Annotated in this window: 14 protein-coding genes; 1 reads left to right on the top strand and 13 read right to left on the bottom strand. The window is 57.2% G+C overall.

Going from position 1 to position 14422, the window contains the following annotated elements:
* Positions 1–275: 275 nt before the first annotated feature.
* Entirely contained in the window at positions 276–1640 is a 1365-nt protein-coding gene (locus tag B7L15_RS01790) for a sensor domain-containing diguanylate cyclase (RefSeq protein WP_176243614.1), read from the top strand.
* 20 nt (positions 1641–1660) lie between these two features.
* Here the strand turns inward: B7L15_RS01790 and B7L15_RS01785 are convergent, their stop codons facing one another.
* The 13 genes from B7L15_RS01785 to B7L15_RS01725 are packed head-to-tail and all read right to left on the bottom strand — an operon-like array spanning position 1661 to position 14332.
* Entirely contained in the window at positions 1661–2149 is a 489-nt protein-coding gene (locus B7L15_RS01785; protein WP_176243613.1) for a YgjV family protein, read from the bottom strand.
* Entirely contained in the window at positions 2146–3654 is a 1509-nt protein-coding gene (locus B7L15_RS01780) for an amidohydrolase family protein (RefSeq protein WP_085917347.1), read from the bottom strand. Before B7L15_RS01780 ends, B7L15_RS01785 begins: the two co-directional genes overlap by 4 nt.
* A gap of 58 nt (positions 3655–3712) precedes the next feature.
* The gene (locus B7L15_RS01775) at positions 3713–4681 is read right to left on the bottom strand and encodes a tripartite tricarboxylate transporter substrate binding protein (RefSeq protein ID WP_085917346.1); all 969 of its coding nucleotides are present in this window, start codon (positions 4679–4681) and stop codon (positions 3713–3715) included.
* On the bottom strand, positions 4678–6228 hold the full coding sequence (locus B7L15_RS01770; RefSeq protein WP_085917345.1) for a tripartite tricarboxylate transporter permease: 1551 nt from the start codon (positions 6226–6228) through the stop codon (positions 4678–4680). Before B7L15_RS01770 ends, B7L15_RS01775 begins: the two co-directional genes overlap by 4 nt.
* Entirely contained in the window at positions 6225–6713 is a 489-nt protein-coding gene (locus tag B7L15_RS01765) for a tripartite tricarboxylate transporter TctB family protein (RefSeq protein WP_085917344.1), read from the bottom strand. The genes B7L15_RS01770 and B7L15_RS01765 overlap by 4 nt, the downstream gene beginning before the upstream one ends.
* Positions 6701–8152 (bottom strand): dihydropyrimidinase, encoded by a 1452-nt coding sequence (hydA, locus tag B7L15_RS01760; RefSeq protein WP_085917343.1) that lies wholly within the window; start codon positions 8150–8152, stop codon positions 6701–6703. The genes B7L15_RS01765 and hydA overlap by 13 nt, the downstream gene beginning before the upstream one ends.
* On the bottom strand, positions 8149–8880 hold the full coding sequence (locus B7L15_RS01755) for a maleate cis-trans isomerase family protein (RefSeq protein ID WP_085917342.1): 732 nt from the start codon (positions 8878–8880) through the stop codon (positions 8149–8151). The genes hydA and B7L15_RS01755 overlap by 4 nt, the downstream gene beginning before the upstream one ends.
* Positions 8877–9329, bottom strand: a complete 453-nt coding sequence (locus tag B7L15_RS01750; protein WP_217807967.1) for a DUF3830 family protein — start codon at positions 9327–9329, stop codon at positions 8877–8879. Before B7L15_RS01750 ends, B7L15_RS01755 begins: the two co-directional genes overlap by 4 nt.
* Positions 9326–10078, bottom strand: a complete 753-nt coding sequence (locus B7L15_RS01745; protein ID WP_085917341.1) for an aspartate/glutamate racemase family protein — start codon at positions 10076–10078, stop codon at positions 9326–9328. The genes B7L15_RS01750 and B7L15_RS01745 overlap by 4 nt, the downstream gene beginning before the upstream one ends.
* 11 nt (positions 10079–10089) lie before the next feature.
* A complete protein-coding gene (locus B7L15_RS01740) occupies positions 10090–11463 on the bottom strand; it encodes an amidohydrolase family protein (protein WP_085917340.1) in 1374 nt (457 codons plus the stop codon).
* A gap of 18 nt (positions 11464–11481) precedes the next feature.
* Positions 11482–12762 (bottom strand): TRAP transporter large permease, encoded by a 1281-nt coding sequence (locus B7L15_RS01735; protein ID WP_085917339.1) that lies wholly within the window; start codon positions 12760–12762, stop codon positions 11482–11484.
* Positions 12759–13325: a TRAP transporter small permease gene (locus tag B7L15_RS01730; RefSeq protein WP_085917338.1), complete on the bottom strand. Its 567-nt coding sequence runs from the start codon at positions 13323–13325 to the stop codon at positions 12759–12761. The genes B7L15_RS01735 and B7L15_RS01730 overlap by 4 nt, the downstream gene beginning before the upstream one ends.
* Positions 13326–13333: 8 nt before the next feature.
* The gene (locus B7L15_RS01725; protein WP_085917337.1) at positions 13334–14332 is read right to left on the bottom strand and encodes a TRAP transporter substrate-binding protein; all 999 of its coding nucleotides are present in this window, start codon (positions 14330–14332) and stop codon (positions 13334–13336) included.
* Positions 14333–14422: the final 90 nt, after the last annotated feature.

Below are 14422 nucleotides of genomic sequence, written 5' to 3'. Positions count from 1 at the left end.
TGTCAGCAAAGCTCAACGATGAAATTATATTTGGGCTTAGTGAATTCATTGAACTTAACACTGACTGGGCGTTTTAACGTTGCTCTCTTACAGGCAGCAGGGGCCGATCAGGGCAATAACTGTCCAAGAATGAACAAGAACCTGAGGCAACGCAGTGGCTTAGCCAAACGCAGACCGGAAAAACACATGATTTCAAAGGGCGATGATGGACCGGAACGTTTTTCTCCAGGCAAAAGCATCAGACGCTTATGGCGTCAAAAGGAGGAGAGTTCACCGTGAATCTTTCAGCCGAATTACGTTTGAAGGCCATTATAGACGGCACACGAGCTGGCACCTGGGAATGGAATATCAGAACCGGGGACGTGGTTTTCAATGAGCGGTGGGCGACCATGCTGGGCTTCACCCTGGATGAGATTCAACCGCTTTCCATTGAAACCTGGAACCAGCTTTGCCACCCCGACGACCTGATGCGCTCCTATGAATTGATCGGTCAGCATCTGGACAACAAAATTCCTTTTTATGAATGCCTGTGCCGAGTTCGACGCAAGGACGGTAGTTGGTGCTGGATTCAGGACCGCGGCATGCTGGTAAAAGAGGCAGACGGCACCCCCACCGAATGGATGATGGGGACGCATATCGACGTTTCCAGCGAGCAGGAATCCCAACAGCACTTCACCCATCTCGCGGCCTCCGTGCCTGGAATACTCTTCTCGTTTGAAATGGACTCACCGGACGCCCTGCGTTTCACTTATGTCAGTGAACGTTCGTACGCCTATTTTGGCATCACTTGTACAGCCATTGAGGAAGATGCCTCGGCTTTCTTCGATAGGGTTCATCCACTCGACTCGTCAGAAGTCCATGCTACCGTACAAAACTGTTACAGGTCTTTATCGGAGGCGTCCTGTCAATTTCGAATGGTAATAGATGGCGCCGAACAATGGTTCCGGGCGGTTGCGCGGCCCATCCAAGACCCCTTTGGCAAGCTCGTCTGGCATGGCATGTCGATAAACATTGATGACCAGAAACAATTGGAAAATACACTGGCTCGCCTGTCCATTACCGATGAATTGACAGGGTTGTTTAATCGGCGCTACCTGACGCAGGCCCTCAACGACGCCATGGAGCTTTACCAGCGGTATCAGTCGCCTTTCTCGCTGATCAGCCTTGATGTCGATCATTTTAAGAAAATCAATGATCATCACGGCCATTTGGTGGGTGACAACGTATTGTCCAAAATCGCCGGATTGATGGCAGATCGATTAAGAACCACAGATATTGTAGCTCGCACCGGCGGCGAGGAATTTCTTGTCATTTTGCCTAACACCACCGAGAAGGAAGCCACCCAGATTGCGGAAACCCTTCGACAGATGGTCAATCAGGCCGAGTTTCTTGGCCATGACCATACACCTTTTATTGTCGCCATCAGTGGTGGCGTGTTGGAAATGTCCGAGGATATTGCGTCTGTCGAAGAGCTGCTAAAACGATCTGACCAACTGCTCTATGAGGCCAAGGATCGTGGCCGGAATATGGTGCTTGATGAGCAGACGGCCTCGATGAGTGGGCCTTTGCATTCCGGATCAAATGCGCGTCCCCATAACGACGTTGGAATCTACAGACCAAAGCGGAATATAGATCAATAACCACATGATCCTATTATGATTCACTTCTTCCAGCGAGCTATACGATACATGTTAGATACTGCGTCAGCCCCCATCACCATAACACCAGGCACTGACCCAGCCTGCAGATTAAAAACCAACCAGAGAACACTCCCTAATAACAAAGCGCTACGCCTGGGTAAGCCGTGAAGAAAGAAAATCCCCATACTCCCTATGATGACGGCAAAGACTGGCAAAAAATCCCAACTGCTCTGCCAGCTTAGCCCACCTGAAATAAGATATAGACCGATGAAAAGGGCAGCCAACCAAGCGCCTCGATATCGAATACCCACCAGGTTACGTACCGCGGTGATCAGATTGAGCAGAGCGGCCGTGGGCTGAGCCAGCAGCATGAAATGCAGACTCCATACCAGGCAGGAGCCAGACAGAAGCAAGAGCATTCTCACATCTTGTCTACACTGGAACGCCAGAATACCCGCTAAAGCAGCCAAGCCGCCGACACCCTGGGCCCAAAACCATGCCTCGCTCACACATCGTCCAGTCGAGCCGACAAGGTACCCGGCGCTAAAGGAAGGGACTGGCAGCGTGACCAGATACGCTCGTAGGCGGGACGAAGCCTTTCTGTCTGTTTTTCTGCCTCGCCAATGGCAGGTCTCAGTCGTGTCATTGCCTGCTCGATCCGCCGAGAAATGGCGCGCTGATCAAGCCGCGTCAGTTGGCCATCCGCCACAACGCGTTCACCTTCCACAAAGACCGAATCGATACTCGCACCACTCTCACCAAACACCAGCTGACGTAGAGGATCATTAAGCGGCGTAAAAGCGGGACCATCCAGACGATAGAGCACCAGATCGGCGCGCTGACCTGGTGCAATCCGTCCTAGCCGGCCTTCCATGCCAAGGGCTTTGGCGCCGCCCTCCGTGGCGGCATAAAGTGCCTCTTCGGCGCCAATCCAACGTTTGTAGTCGTTGCCGCGTAACTTATGTATCAAGGCTGTGTTGGATACAACTCGCAACATGTCGGTGGACTCCAGGGAGCCACAGCCATCTGTTCCCAGGCTCACATTGACGCCTGCATCCAGCAAGGCACGCATCGGCATGAGCCCAGAGCCCAGCTTCAAGTTGCTATTAGGGTTGTGCTGAACACTGGCACCGCTTCTGGCAATACGTGCAATGTCGTCAGGCGTCAGCCAAACGGCGTGAATCAAGGACGTACCGGGTGCCAGAAACCCCAGATCGTCAAGGTGCTGAAACAGGGTTTTCCCGCGTTCATGCCAGGCGGAAGCGGCCTGTAGGCGCGTCTCTTGAACGTGGATGATTACCGGTAATTGGGTAGCGTCGGCAAGTTCGCGCACCTGGCGCAGAAAACCATCGCTACAGCGCTGCGGTGCTGAAGGCGCCAGCAGGACGCCAACCCGGTTTACATCTGGATGGCGAGTCGCCGCGAGCTCTTCAACAAAACGCAGGTACTCGGAGGGAGGCGTGGCCTTGACGGTTGCCAAACTGGCCAACGTGTCGTCGCTACACTCCTCGTGGATGAAGGGCACACTCTGATGGAAAGGAACATCAAAAAGCGTCGGTCCCAGCAATGCGCGGATGCCAATGTCCTCATAGGCTGACATCGCCGCCTCGATATGTTCTGGATGCAGCACCGGCGAGGCGTTGAAGTCATCGACGATGCAGGTGGTGCCCGAGAGCAGCGCCTGACTGGCGCCCACCAAGGTCCGCAGGTAGACATCTTCAGCGGTGAGCGGCAACGGCTTAGCTGGACGCACATAATTCATCCAAAGCTCAAGCGGCAAACGATCGTAACGCCCCTTATGAAAGTTTTCATGGGAATGATGATGGCCATTGAGAAACCCCGGTACTGCGAACGTATGCCGGGCATCTACGGGCTCACCTTCAGGTGGGGCGCTGCCCGTTGGGCGAACGTCGCGTATCTCGCCGTTTTCAATAACGATATCGACAGGCGCTGGAAGCACATGAAGTCCATCTTCGGCCAGCGCCCTAAGCCCCAGCAATGTCAGTTTGGTCATAGCACCTACAGCCGATGCCCCCGTTAGGGGGCATCGGCTGTCTCCCTAGTATGATAGATCACTCGCCCAGATAGGCCTCGCGCAGGGCAGCCTGCTCGGCAGCCAGCGACTCGGCGAACGCTTCGTGTCCTTGAAACTGGATATCAGAGCCAATCTGGCTGATCAGCCGCAGGAACCCTTCGTTCTGGGTCATGCGCTCGAAGCCATCGCTAAGCTCGGCCACTACCTCATCGGGCGTACCCGCCGGCGCCATCACGCCACGCCAGAACTGAAAGACAACATCATAGCCCTCTTCCTGGCACGTCGGGATATCCGGATAAGCCTCCTGGCGCTCGATATCGGTCACACACAGACCCGTTAGCGTGCCCGCTTCCAAATGTTCACCGACGACACTGGGCGCGCCAGCATAGGCCATGGTATTGCCCCCCAACAATTGGGTCACAGCTGGGCCGCCACCGCCCAATTCCACACCGCGCATCTCAACATCGGCGGCGCCTTTCAGCATCTCGAACACTGTATAGGTAAAGCCGTTGCGGTTGTCGGAGCTATAAATCACTTCATCAGGATGATCACCCGCATGCTCAACCAGTTCACCAATGGTCTGGAAGGGCTGCTCCGGCGTGGTCACAAAGATAGCGGGGCTATAGTTGATGCGCGCGACAGGCACGAAGTCATCCATTTCATAGGGCAGATCTTCTACCTGAGGCCGTAGCGAGTTGATGGTAGGATCGCCGAACAGCAGCATGGTGCCATCGGGCGTGCTACCGGCCACTTCTGCGGCGGCCACTGCCCCGCCGCCGCCACCGCGAATCACCGAGATGAGCGAGCGCCCAAGAAACTCCTCGCCTACGGCCGTGATGATGCCGGCATGAAGTGAGTGGGACCCTCCGGCAGGATACGGGGTGACAAAACGAATCGGTTCATCGGGAAGGTGGCTCTCTTGTGCCAGCACCGTACTGGCAGCAGTGAGACTGGCAGCAGCCAGGGATGCCGATAAAAGTGTGAGAGGAAGAGTTTTATGGTTCATGAGTCGCCTCCGTTGGCGTTATGTGGCTTCTTGCGACGGGACCATGGGAGCCTGAGAGTGGCGCCCTTGGGCTTCAGCCCTCGCCATGCCAGAAAGGCAATGACCAAGACCAGAAGACAGAGAAGAACAAGACTGATCGGGCGTGACCAAAAGATCGCCAGACTACCGTTGGAGAACACCAGGGATTGACGTAATGCACTCTCGAAACCCGGGCCCAGCAACAAACCGATGATCAATGGCGCGATGGGAAAGCCGGTACGGCGCATCAGGTACCCCGCCCCACCCCCAAACACCAGAATCAGAAGATCAAAAGTGCTCGAATTGACGGCATAAGCACCACAAACGCAGAGCAGCAAAACACAGGGATAGAGCACAGCGTTCGGGATACGCGTCACCTGCTTTAGCCAGCGAATGGCGAATAGGCCGAACACCAACAACAGGAGGTTGGTCACCAAAAGCACCATAAAAAGACCAAACAGAAAACCGGGGTTTTGCTGTATCAGCAGTGGGCCTGGCATCATTCCCTGAGCCATGAGGGCACCGATAAGCACGGCGGTAATGGTGTCGCCTGGAATACCGAAAACGGTCATGGGGATGAGCGCTGAAGGGACCACGGCATTATTACCCGCTTCGGCAGCGGCAAGGCCTTCAAGCGACCCTTCACCAAAGCGCTCGGGCTCACGGGAGCGGCCCCGCGCCAGACCATAGGCGATCCAGCAGGCAATTTCAGCGCCGAGCCCCGGCAGCGAACCGAGAAAGGTGCCTAGTGAGGTCGAACGCAGAATCGTCGGCCGCAATACCCAGAATTCAGCCCAACGTAGCCGCTCTCCACCATGCTCAACGTCGCCAGCCGTTTGTTGACCTTCTGGTGGATGCGTCAGCTGCATCAATATCTCACTGAGCGCGAACATGCCGATCATCAAGGGAATCAGTGAGACTCCCGCCAGCAGATCGATATTGCCAAAGGTAAACCGCTGATAGCCAGACATTGGATCCAGCCCGATACACGCCACCAGCAGACCCAAGCCGGCCGCCGCTAACCCCTTGGCTGCGTTCCCGCCGCTCACGGTTGCAATCATGGTGAGGGCAATGAGATAGAGCAGTGCGAATTCAGGTGAACCAAAGCGAATGGCGATCGATGCCAGCGGAATCGCCACCACAATCAAAACCAGTGTCGCCATAAGATCGGCCACGACAGAGCTGAACAGACTCAACTCCAACGCCTTGCGGGACTTACCCTGCAGCGTCAGTGCATAGCCGTCTCGCGCCGAGGCCGCCGCAGCTGCCGTCCCCGGGGTATTAACCAAAATGGCGGGGATCGACCCACCGTAGATGGCCCCTTTATAGATCCCGAGCAAGAACGGTATGCCAATGGTGGCGTCCATGAAGAACGTAAAAGGCGCCAGGACGGCGACCGCCATGGTCGCCGTAAGCCCTGGTAATGCGCCGATCAGGATGCCTCCCGCCAACCCTCCCGATAGAGCCAGGAAAGTCCATGGCGATGCCAGCATGGCCAAGCCCTGCTGGAGAATCGAAAAATCGATCACAGCCAGCCTCCTCGGGGGAAGTAGATTCCCATCACGCCCTCGAAGAGGTGGATAACAAGCACTGGCGGCACAATCGCAAGTATCAACAGGATGTACCAGCGCCGCTCGCCAAACAGCAACGCCAGCAGCGGAACTGCCAGCATGCTGGTCAGCCAGATTCCCAACCACGGCAGTCCGATGGCCACAACGACCATCAAAACGTAAGCCGACAGCGCGCGGGACGTTCTCCCAGTTTTGATGGGTGTTGGCGGTTGAGGTCGCCAAGCCATCAGCATCAGCACAACGCCAAGGGCCGCGACCAGAAGCGCCATCAGTCCAGGAAAGAAGGCAGCCGAGCCAATATAACCAGGATCACCGTAGGGAGCCGTCGGGGCATGCACAATGCGAAGGAAGACCAGCCCGGCGGCAAGTGTTCCTAACCCCATCAGCGTTTCAAGAAGCCGAGTGGAGCGACGCGAAAGCACCGTGTTCATCAGGTCGACCATGGGCTGCCACCTGCGGGTCTGGGTTTGGGGCGTGCCGGTCCCGGCAAATCACAGCGCAGGAATTGCCCACGGCCTGCCACCCCCGCATAGGCACCATCGCGCCACACCACCTCACCGCGGCACAGCGTGGTAGCTGGCCAGGCACTCACCGGAATTCCTTCATAGGGGGTGTAATCCACCGCGTGATGCAGGTCATTATTACGGATCTTGCGGTCAAGCCCGGTATCCCAAATCACAAGATCCGCATCCGCGCCCACCGCAATCGAGCCTTTACGCGGATAAAGGCCGTACATGCGTGCCACGTTCGTGGCCGTCAGGGCCACGAACTGCTGAATAGACAGACGACCGGTCTCGACGCCATGGCTGAAAAGGAGCGCCATGCGGGTTTCCAACCCCGGAATGCCGTTGGGAATACGATCAAAGCTGGCATCGTTGCCTGCGGCAAACTTGCCCTCGGGGCCGGCAAAGGTGAAGGGGGCATGATCAGAGGAAAACACCTGAAAGACGCCACTCTCGAGACCGTCCCAGACCACTTGCTGGTTGGCGCGATCCCGGGGTGGGGGGCTGCAGATACACTTGGCGCCATGCGTCTCGTCATCCGTGATCCCCAGGTCATCCGCCGTCAGAAACAGGTATTGCGGGCAGGTCTCGGCATAGATCCGCAGGCCATGACTATGCGCCCAGCGCACCTGCTCAACGGCCTCACGGCCGGACACATGGACGATCAAAATCGGCACATCGACCAACTCGGCATAGGCAATGGCCCGGTGCGCGGCTTCACGCTCGACCAGCATGGGACGGGCCTCGGCATGATAGCGTGGTGCCGTATGCCCCTGAGCCAGAAGCCGCTCGGTCAACCAGGCAATGCAGTCCGCATTCTCGGCATGCACCATGACCATGGCGCCGTTTTCTCGAGCGACAGCCAGCACATCAATGATCTCCCGGTCAGCCAGTTTCAGATCGTCGTAGGTCATGTAGATCTTGAAAGAGGTGTAACCCTCACGAATCAGCGCAGGCAGTTCGACCCCTAACACCTCAGGAGACGGGTCAGTCACGATCAGGTGAAAGGCATAGTCGATGCAGGCCTTTCCCTCAGCGCGTCGATGGTAGTCGTCTACCGCTGACCTCAGGCTCTGCCCCTTCTTCTGCAGCGCAAAAGGAAACACCGTCGTGGTACCACCACAGGCGGCCGAGCGAGTGCCCGTCAGAAAATCATCGGCCATGCGAGAGCCGTCCGATGTCGGCTGATCCAAATGACAATGGCCATCGATGCCACCGGGCAAGACCCACCGGCCGGCGGCATCGATCTCCTCCCGACCGGCCGCCAACCCCTTGCCCAACGCCACGATAATGCCGTCACGAATACCGATGTCGGCTTCAAAGACATCCGCCGCCGTGGCGCAGCGAGCATGACGAATCACCTTATCAAAATCATTCATTGGTCCAGTTCTCCTTGCATCAGTCGGCCCCAGCCAGACACGGGAACGCTGCCCTGCCCCGTCATTTGCAGCATTTTCCACACCACGGTGGCGGTGGTATCGAGCACCGGCACCCCAAATTCAGCCTCCCACTGAGGGACCAGATGCGCGGAATACAAATTGGTACACGCGACCACAATGGCTGGCGCGCCAGCCTCGGCCACTCGCCTGACCTGTGCCGTGAGGGTCTCCGGCGAGACCTCGGCATAAGCAAAGTTCTCACTGATGCCGAGATGGTCCTCGGCGACCACCTCGAAACCAGCATCGCGGTAATTGGAGCGAATTCGGGTCTGTACGTCGCCGGTATAGGGCGTCACCAGCCCGAAGCGCTGCAGTTCATAGGTCTCGAGAATCTCGTTGAGGGCCAGCATCGACGTGGTTGCCGGAATGCCGGTTTCTTCCTTGATGCGTCGACAGAGCGTGACGTCATGGTCAAACCCCAGCCAGCCGGCAGAGGTTCCACTCCAGCCGACCACGTTGACGCGTGCGTCGGCGAGCATGCTCGCCGCCACGAGCACGTTTTGGTTATCAAACTGACCAAGCGCCTGCTCACTCAGGGCGATTTGGGTGACGGTAAACCGGGAAAAGTGGGCACTTACGTCGGGCAGCTGGCTCAACATGGCAGAAGTAAGCGGCTCCAACGCAGTATTCGACGAAGGCGTCAGCACCCCGAAGCGGATACGGGTCATGGTGTGGTTTCCTGATGGACAGAGGATTCGAGAAGCGTCACCGTCAACGGCTGCGCCCCTTCCCAGAGGCAGCGACGACCGAGTTCCGGCAAATGTTCGATGCCCTTGATGATCGTCATGACATGGTTGCCAGCAATCGGTCCAAGCTTGCTGGCAAACGCACAAGGGCCATAAGCCAGTAGAATCTCGGTCTCGCTGTAGCCACCGGGGTAAAACAGCACATCGCCGACGGCCGGATAGCGGGTGGGCGTTTCCCAGGGGAGTTGAAAGTCATTATCGCCAAGCGGCACCCAAACCCCTTCCCCACTCCACCGCACATGCACCATCTGCGTTTGCCAGGGCAATAGGCGTAACAGGGCATCGACACTGCATGGCGCGTCAGGGTGCGTCTCGGCGATAAAGCTCAGTTCTCGGCTGCTCATGCGAAGTTGATAAATGGAATGGCTCATGACATCGACTCGCGCCCCACCAGCGCCGCCAAAGCGCTCGAGAGGCCCTGACAAGGCTTGGTCGGCGGTGCCGCATAGCTGCCTGCCTCTGCGGGGCGCGGATTCAGCCGCGTGAGTAATTCGGCCTGGCGAACCGCGCAGCTCACCCCATCAACGATCGGCACAGGAATATGGCTTTCTACCTGGCGCGCCAGACCGGCCAGCGGCGCGCCGGCAATGATCAGCACATCTGCGCCATCTTCATGCACGGCTGCCTGGCATAGCGCCACCAGCTGCTCACTTTTCTCCTGTTGCACGGCGCCAATGTCATGCAGGGGCTCGTCCAGGCAACGGATACCCGCCAGTCGTGACGCCATGCCGTAACGATCGACGGTTTCGCTGTACCAGGTGCGAATACGGCGGGAGATGGCCACAATCCCGATGCGGCCACCGAGCATCGCGGCACTCATGAGAGCACTCTCCGTCAGCCCGACGACCGGGATCGGCAGCATTTCCCGGGCAGCCTCCAGGCCGGGATCCCCAAATGCCGCGACCAGGGCAGCATCGTGACCCTGATAATGCTCGGCCAGCTCGTTCATGACGGCGTAGGCACCGATCGCCGATTCCGCCCGCGTCTCGATATAAGCCACGCCGAACGTCGCGGTGCGCAATGTCAGCTCGGTGTCAGGCGATGCGCTGCGCCTGGCTTCATTACCAATCAGTTCGGTAACACTGTGGGAAGTATTGGGATTGACAATCAAAAGCTTCATCAGGCTCTCCTTTACACCTGCGCCCGGGCGCGTTGCCAAAGCGCCTCAGCGGCGCCCTGGGCATCAGAAAGCAAGACTGATGTATTGGCACGGCTCAGCTCACCGCCTTCAACGACAACCTCGCCATTGCAAACCACATACTCGACATCTCGCCCCTGGGCCGTGTGAACCAGGTTGCCCATCGCATTGATTAGCGGCACAAGGTGTGGCCGACGGAAGTCAAACACCACCAGGTCGGCGCGCTTGCCAGGCGTGAGTGACCCGAGCTCAGCGTCGAGCCCGAGTGCCTTGGCACCTCCCAGGGTTGCCATCTCGACGACATGATGCGGCTGCCACGTCTCATTGACTTCGCCCTCCTGTACGCGCCCCATGATCAGCGCCCAGCGCATCACCTCCACCATATCGGCGTGCATGTTGTCAGTGGCCAGCGCCAGGTTCGCACCGGCCTGACGCAGACGCGTCGTCGGGGCAATACGACCACCGGTCGCATTGCCTCGCGGTACATGGGCAATATTGGTCGCCGTGGCGCCAATTCTTGCGATATCGCTATCGCTGACATACATGCAGTGCGCCGCGGTGAACCGAGAGCCCAGCAAACCGACGTCATCGAGCAGCTCGGTCGGGCTCATGCCGTCGCGCTCCTGAACACGACGATTCTCTTTGAGGCTTTGGGAGAGGTGGCCATTGACCTGGACGCCCAATGCCTCGCTTGTCTTTGCCACTTTCGTCAGCAGTTCCTTGGAGCAGGTATCCGGCGCATGCGCAGCCAGCTCAACCCCCAGCCGACCGTCCATGCCGCCCTGCCAGCGATCATGCAACGCGACGGCGTCGGCCAATGTCGTCTCGCCGATCTCGGCTCGGTGCTCCCAGATACCTTCATGCACCCGGCTGAAGTCCACATCGTGTATCCGACCGCATGTAATCACCCGCATACCGAGCTCGCCCATTGCATGCAGGGTCTTGTTGGCGTGGACATAGCTATCGTTGATCAGTGTGGAGCCGAACAACAGGGCTTCTGCCGCGCCCAATCGGGCCAGAGCCACCGCTTCTTCTTCACTGACCTCATGGCCATGGGGTACCCCCGGGGTATACGCCGGGGCAAATCCCATATCCTCGGCGACGCCGCGCACCATGCTGAGAATGGTATGGGTGTGCACATTGACGAACCCCGGGGTGACAACCCGACCTTGCATGTCAAGCGTTCGACGGGCGGGAGGTAGCGGCTTGGCAGGATCGTCGGGGCCGATTTCGACCAACCGACCCGCATGGATGACGATACGACCACGCTCGATTTCCCCGAGAACCGGATCGACCGTGATGACGCGGGCACCATGGATCACCAGGTCGGCGGGATAGGTCGCATTAAATAAAGGCGGTGTTTCCATTTATTACTCCTGGAGCCATCAGTAGCCAAGTAAACGAGGAAGACCGGTAACGATCGGGGGAAAGGCGATGCACAGACCAAGGATCGCAAACTGAAACGCAACGAAAGGCAGCGACTCCTTGACGAGTGTCATCATCGGCACTTTGGTAATGCCGCTCATCACGAAATACAGCACCCCAACAGGCGGCGTCATCATGCCGACCACTAGGTTGTACATGAACAAAAAGCCGAAATAGAGAGGATCGATACCGTAGACAAGCGCCACGGGCGCAAACAGGGGCACCAGCATGATGTAGGCCGCGTTGGATTCGACCAGCATGCCGATCCCCACCAGCAACACCATGGTCAGCAGAATGAACGTCAAGGGATCGCTAGTTAATGACTGGATGAATGACGACAGCATCACCGGCACCATCTCGATGGTGAAAACGAAGGTGAGTACGGAGGCGAACGCTATCAACGCCCCCACCATGGCTGACGTCACCGCGGCCCGGTAAAGACACCCGGGAAGATCGGCAAAATGAAGACGGCGAGTCACGACAAAGCCGATGAATGCCGAATAAACAACCGCAATGGCCGCCCCTTCAGTCGCCGTGAAGACTCCGCCGACAATGCCACCTACCACGATGACCGGCATCATGATAATGACTAGGGCACGCCGGGCTTGATGGGCCACATTACACAGATTGAAAGACTCACCCGTGAGTTCGTAGCCACGTCTCCAGGAAATCCAGCTCGCGATGGCCATGAAGCCCACGGCCAGCATGAGGCCAGGGACGATGCCGGCCATGAAGAGACCACCCACTGACACGGATGAGCCGGCCATCAGGGCATAAACAATCATGGCATTACTGGGTGGGATGACAGGCCCCAGGTTAGCCGCCGACGCGATAACCGCACCCGAATACGCATCAGGATAATATTTGCGCAGTGACGGGACCAATGTGCTGCCCATCGCACTGGCGCTGGCAACGGCTGCCCCGCTTACCGAAGCAAAAATGGTGCCTGATGTGATGGTCACGTGGGCGAGCCCTCCATGCATGCGGCCCACCAGGCTATTGGCAAAAGCAATAAGACGATCCATGATGCCCGCTTTTACCATCAGCTCACCGGCCAGCATGAACAGGGGTATCGCCATCAAGGGAAAACTGTTGACGGCATGCATCATGCGCTGTGGCATCACGACCAATTCAAAATCAAGCAGGAAAAGTGATGCCAAAGCCCCTACCCCAATGGCAAAGGCCAGCGGCATACCCAATACCGCCAATCCGAGAAACAGGCTGATAGCTAACCAAGTCATGGTCTATTGACCTCCCAGGTGGCCGAACCGCCCCAAGCGAGCAATGTCAGATGGAGGAAAGCGTGGGCGCCGCAAACCATAACGGCGATAAAGTAAACAGAAGAAGTGACGGGCAACGTCGGCATCAACTGATTCCAGCCATCAACAGTTGCCGTGTAACTGCCTACCATCACCATCAACATCAGCAATGCTGACAGGCCTGCGGTAAGTCGAAACAACTGCTCTCGCCGTCTTTCCGGCATCATCATGACAAACAGATCAATGCCGACATGAACGCCGTGTTTCACCCCGTGGGGAATGGCCAAAAAAATTGCCCAAACAAAGAACAGCCTTGATAGTTCATTGGCTGAATCTATTGATGAACCCAAGACATAGCGCCAAAAAACTTGCAAAGAGATGAAGACAGTCATCAACGCCATTACCACCACAACAGCCCAGTAAGTGGCGACATCCAATTGCTCGATCAGCTTTTTAAAGTAACTAAAGCGTTTAGATACCGGCGGGGGCATTGGCCCCCACCCGCGTTTTTCATCATGGCGATTTTCAGAGGAAGAAGGCGTCATAGCTCGTCTCACTTAGCGCTTTCAGCTTCTTGCATCACCAGCTCGAGGAACTCAGGATCGACCCGCTCGGCAAGCGTATCCGCCACCCCTGAGGTCGCCTCGCGAAGTTCGGCGCGCAACTCATCAGGGATCGATGTAAACTCCATGCCCTCGTCGATAAGCATCTGACGCCACTCTTCTTCTTCCGCCGCAGCCGCTTCACGCTGCCACTCCATTGCCGCTTGCATACCCTCGTCCACTAGCATGCGATGTTCATCAGAGAGGGCGTCATAGCTATTCTTGTTCGCCACCGCGTTGATAAAGTCATAAAAGTGACCACTGTCCGAGAGATAATCCTGGACCTCGTGGAAGCGACGACTTGCAATAATGTTGTAGGGGTTCTCCTGTGCATCAAGCACATCCTGCTGAAGGGCCGAGTAGAGTTCTGACACATCCATCGATTGCGGATTAGCCCCCAGAGCTCGGAACGTCTGAAGGTGGACCTCATTGGGCTGCAGACGAATACGCATGCCCTCGAAGTCTTCAACCGACGTAATCGGGCGCAAATTATTCGTCACGTGGCGGAACCCGAGCTCGCCGTAACCCAGGTTGACAAAGCCGAGCTCTGCCATCTCCTGGTCCAGATGCTCACCGACGGGACCGTCCATAACTTCAAAGGCCTGCTCACGACTGTCGAACAGGAAAGGCAAACTGACGGCTTCGTAGTCCGGCACGGTCCTACTGAAGTAAGCAATCGACGTAAAGACCGCAAAAATACTACCGGAGCGCACCTGATCAACGTTTTCGGTTGCACCGCCCAACTGCATAGCGGGAAAAAGATCGACCTCGATCTCGCCCTCGGACTCCGTTTCGACATACTCTTTAAATATTTCCATGGCGCGAGAGACCGAATGATCCGTCGGAAAGTTACCTGCCACTCGCAGTTGTTCCGCCGCCAGGAGCGAGGGTGACAGCAGCATACCCGCCGCCAAAAAAGGAACCGCCTTCAAAAATTTGCTATGGGACATGATGAAATCTCCAGCCGTTTTAGTAAGGACAGCCTGGGCACTCAGAGCTCGGCCACCTGAGATTAAGTCAGCAACTAGCATGCCAAGCCC

It is taken from the genome of Halomonas sp. CSM-2 (assembly GCF_002119345.1).
Taxonomy (GTDB): Bacteria; Pseudomonadota; Gammaproteobacteria; order Pseudomonadales; family Halomonadaceae; genus Vreelandella; species Vreelandella janggokensis.
This window is presented reverse-complemented; position numbering and strand designations above follow the sequence as displayed.

Bases quoted from the DNA above. Each gene is read 5' to 3' on its own strand.
- B7L15_RS01780 (WP_085917347.1), bottom strand. From the start codon at position 3,654: ATGACCAAACTGACATTGCTGGGGCTTAGGGCGCTGGCCGAAGATGGA.
- B7L15_RS01775 (WP_085917346.1), bottom strand. From the start codon at position 4,681: ATGAACCATAAAACTCTTCCTCTCACACTTTTATCGGCATCCCTGGCT.
- B7L15_RS01765 (WP_085917344.1), bottom strand. From the start codon at position 6,713: ATGGTCGACCTGATGAACACGGTGCTTTCGCGTCGCTCCACTCGGCTT.
- hydA (WP_085917343.1), bottom strand. From the start codon at position 8,152: ATGAATGATTTTGATAAGGTGATTCGTCATGCTCGCTGCGCCACGGCG.
- B7L15_RS01755 (WP_085917342.1), bottom strand. From the start codon at position 8,880: ATGACCCGTATCCGCTTCGGGGTGCTGACGCCTTCGTCGAATACTGCG.
- B7L15_RS01750 (WP_217807967.1), bottom strand. From the start codon at position 9,329: ATGAGCCATTCCATTTATCAACTTCGCATGAGCAGCCGAGAACTGAGC.
- B7L15_RS01745 (WP_085917341.1), bottom strand. From the start codon at position 10,078: ATGAAGCTTTTGATTGTCAATCCCAATACTTCCCACAGTGTTACCGAA.
- B7L15_RS01740 (WP_085917340.1), bottom strand. From the start codon at position 11,463: ATGGAAACACCGCCTTTATTTAATGCGACCTATCCCGCCGACCTGGTG.
- B7L15_RS01735 (WP_085917339.1), bottom strand. From the start codon at position 12,762: ATGACTTGGTTAGCTATCAGCCTGTTTCTCGGATTGGCGGTATTGGGT.
- B7L15_RS01730 (WP_085917338.1), bottom strand. From the start codon at position 13,325: ATGACGCCTTCTTCCTCTGAAAATCGCCATGATGAAAAACGCGGGTGG.
- B7L15_RS01725 (WP_085917337.1), bottom strand. From the start codon at position 14,332: ATGTCCCATAGCAAATTTTTGAAGGCGGTTCCTTTTTTGGCGGCGGGT.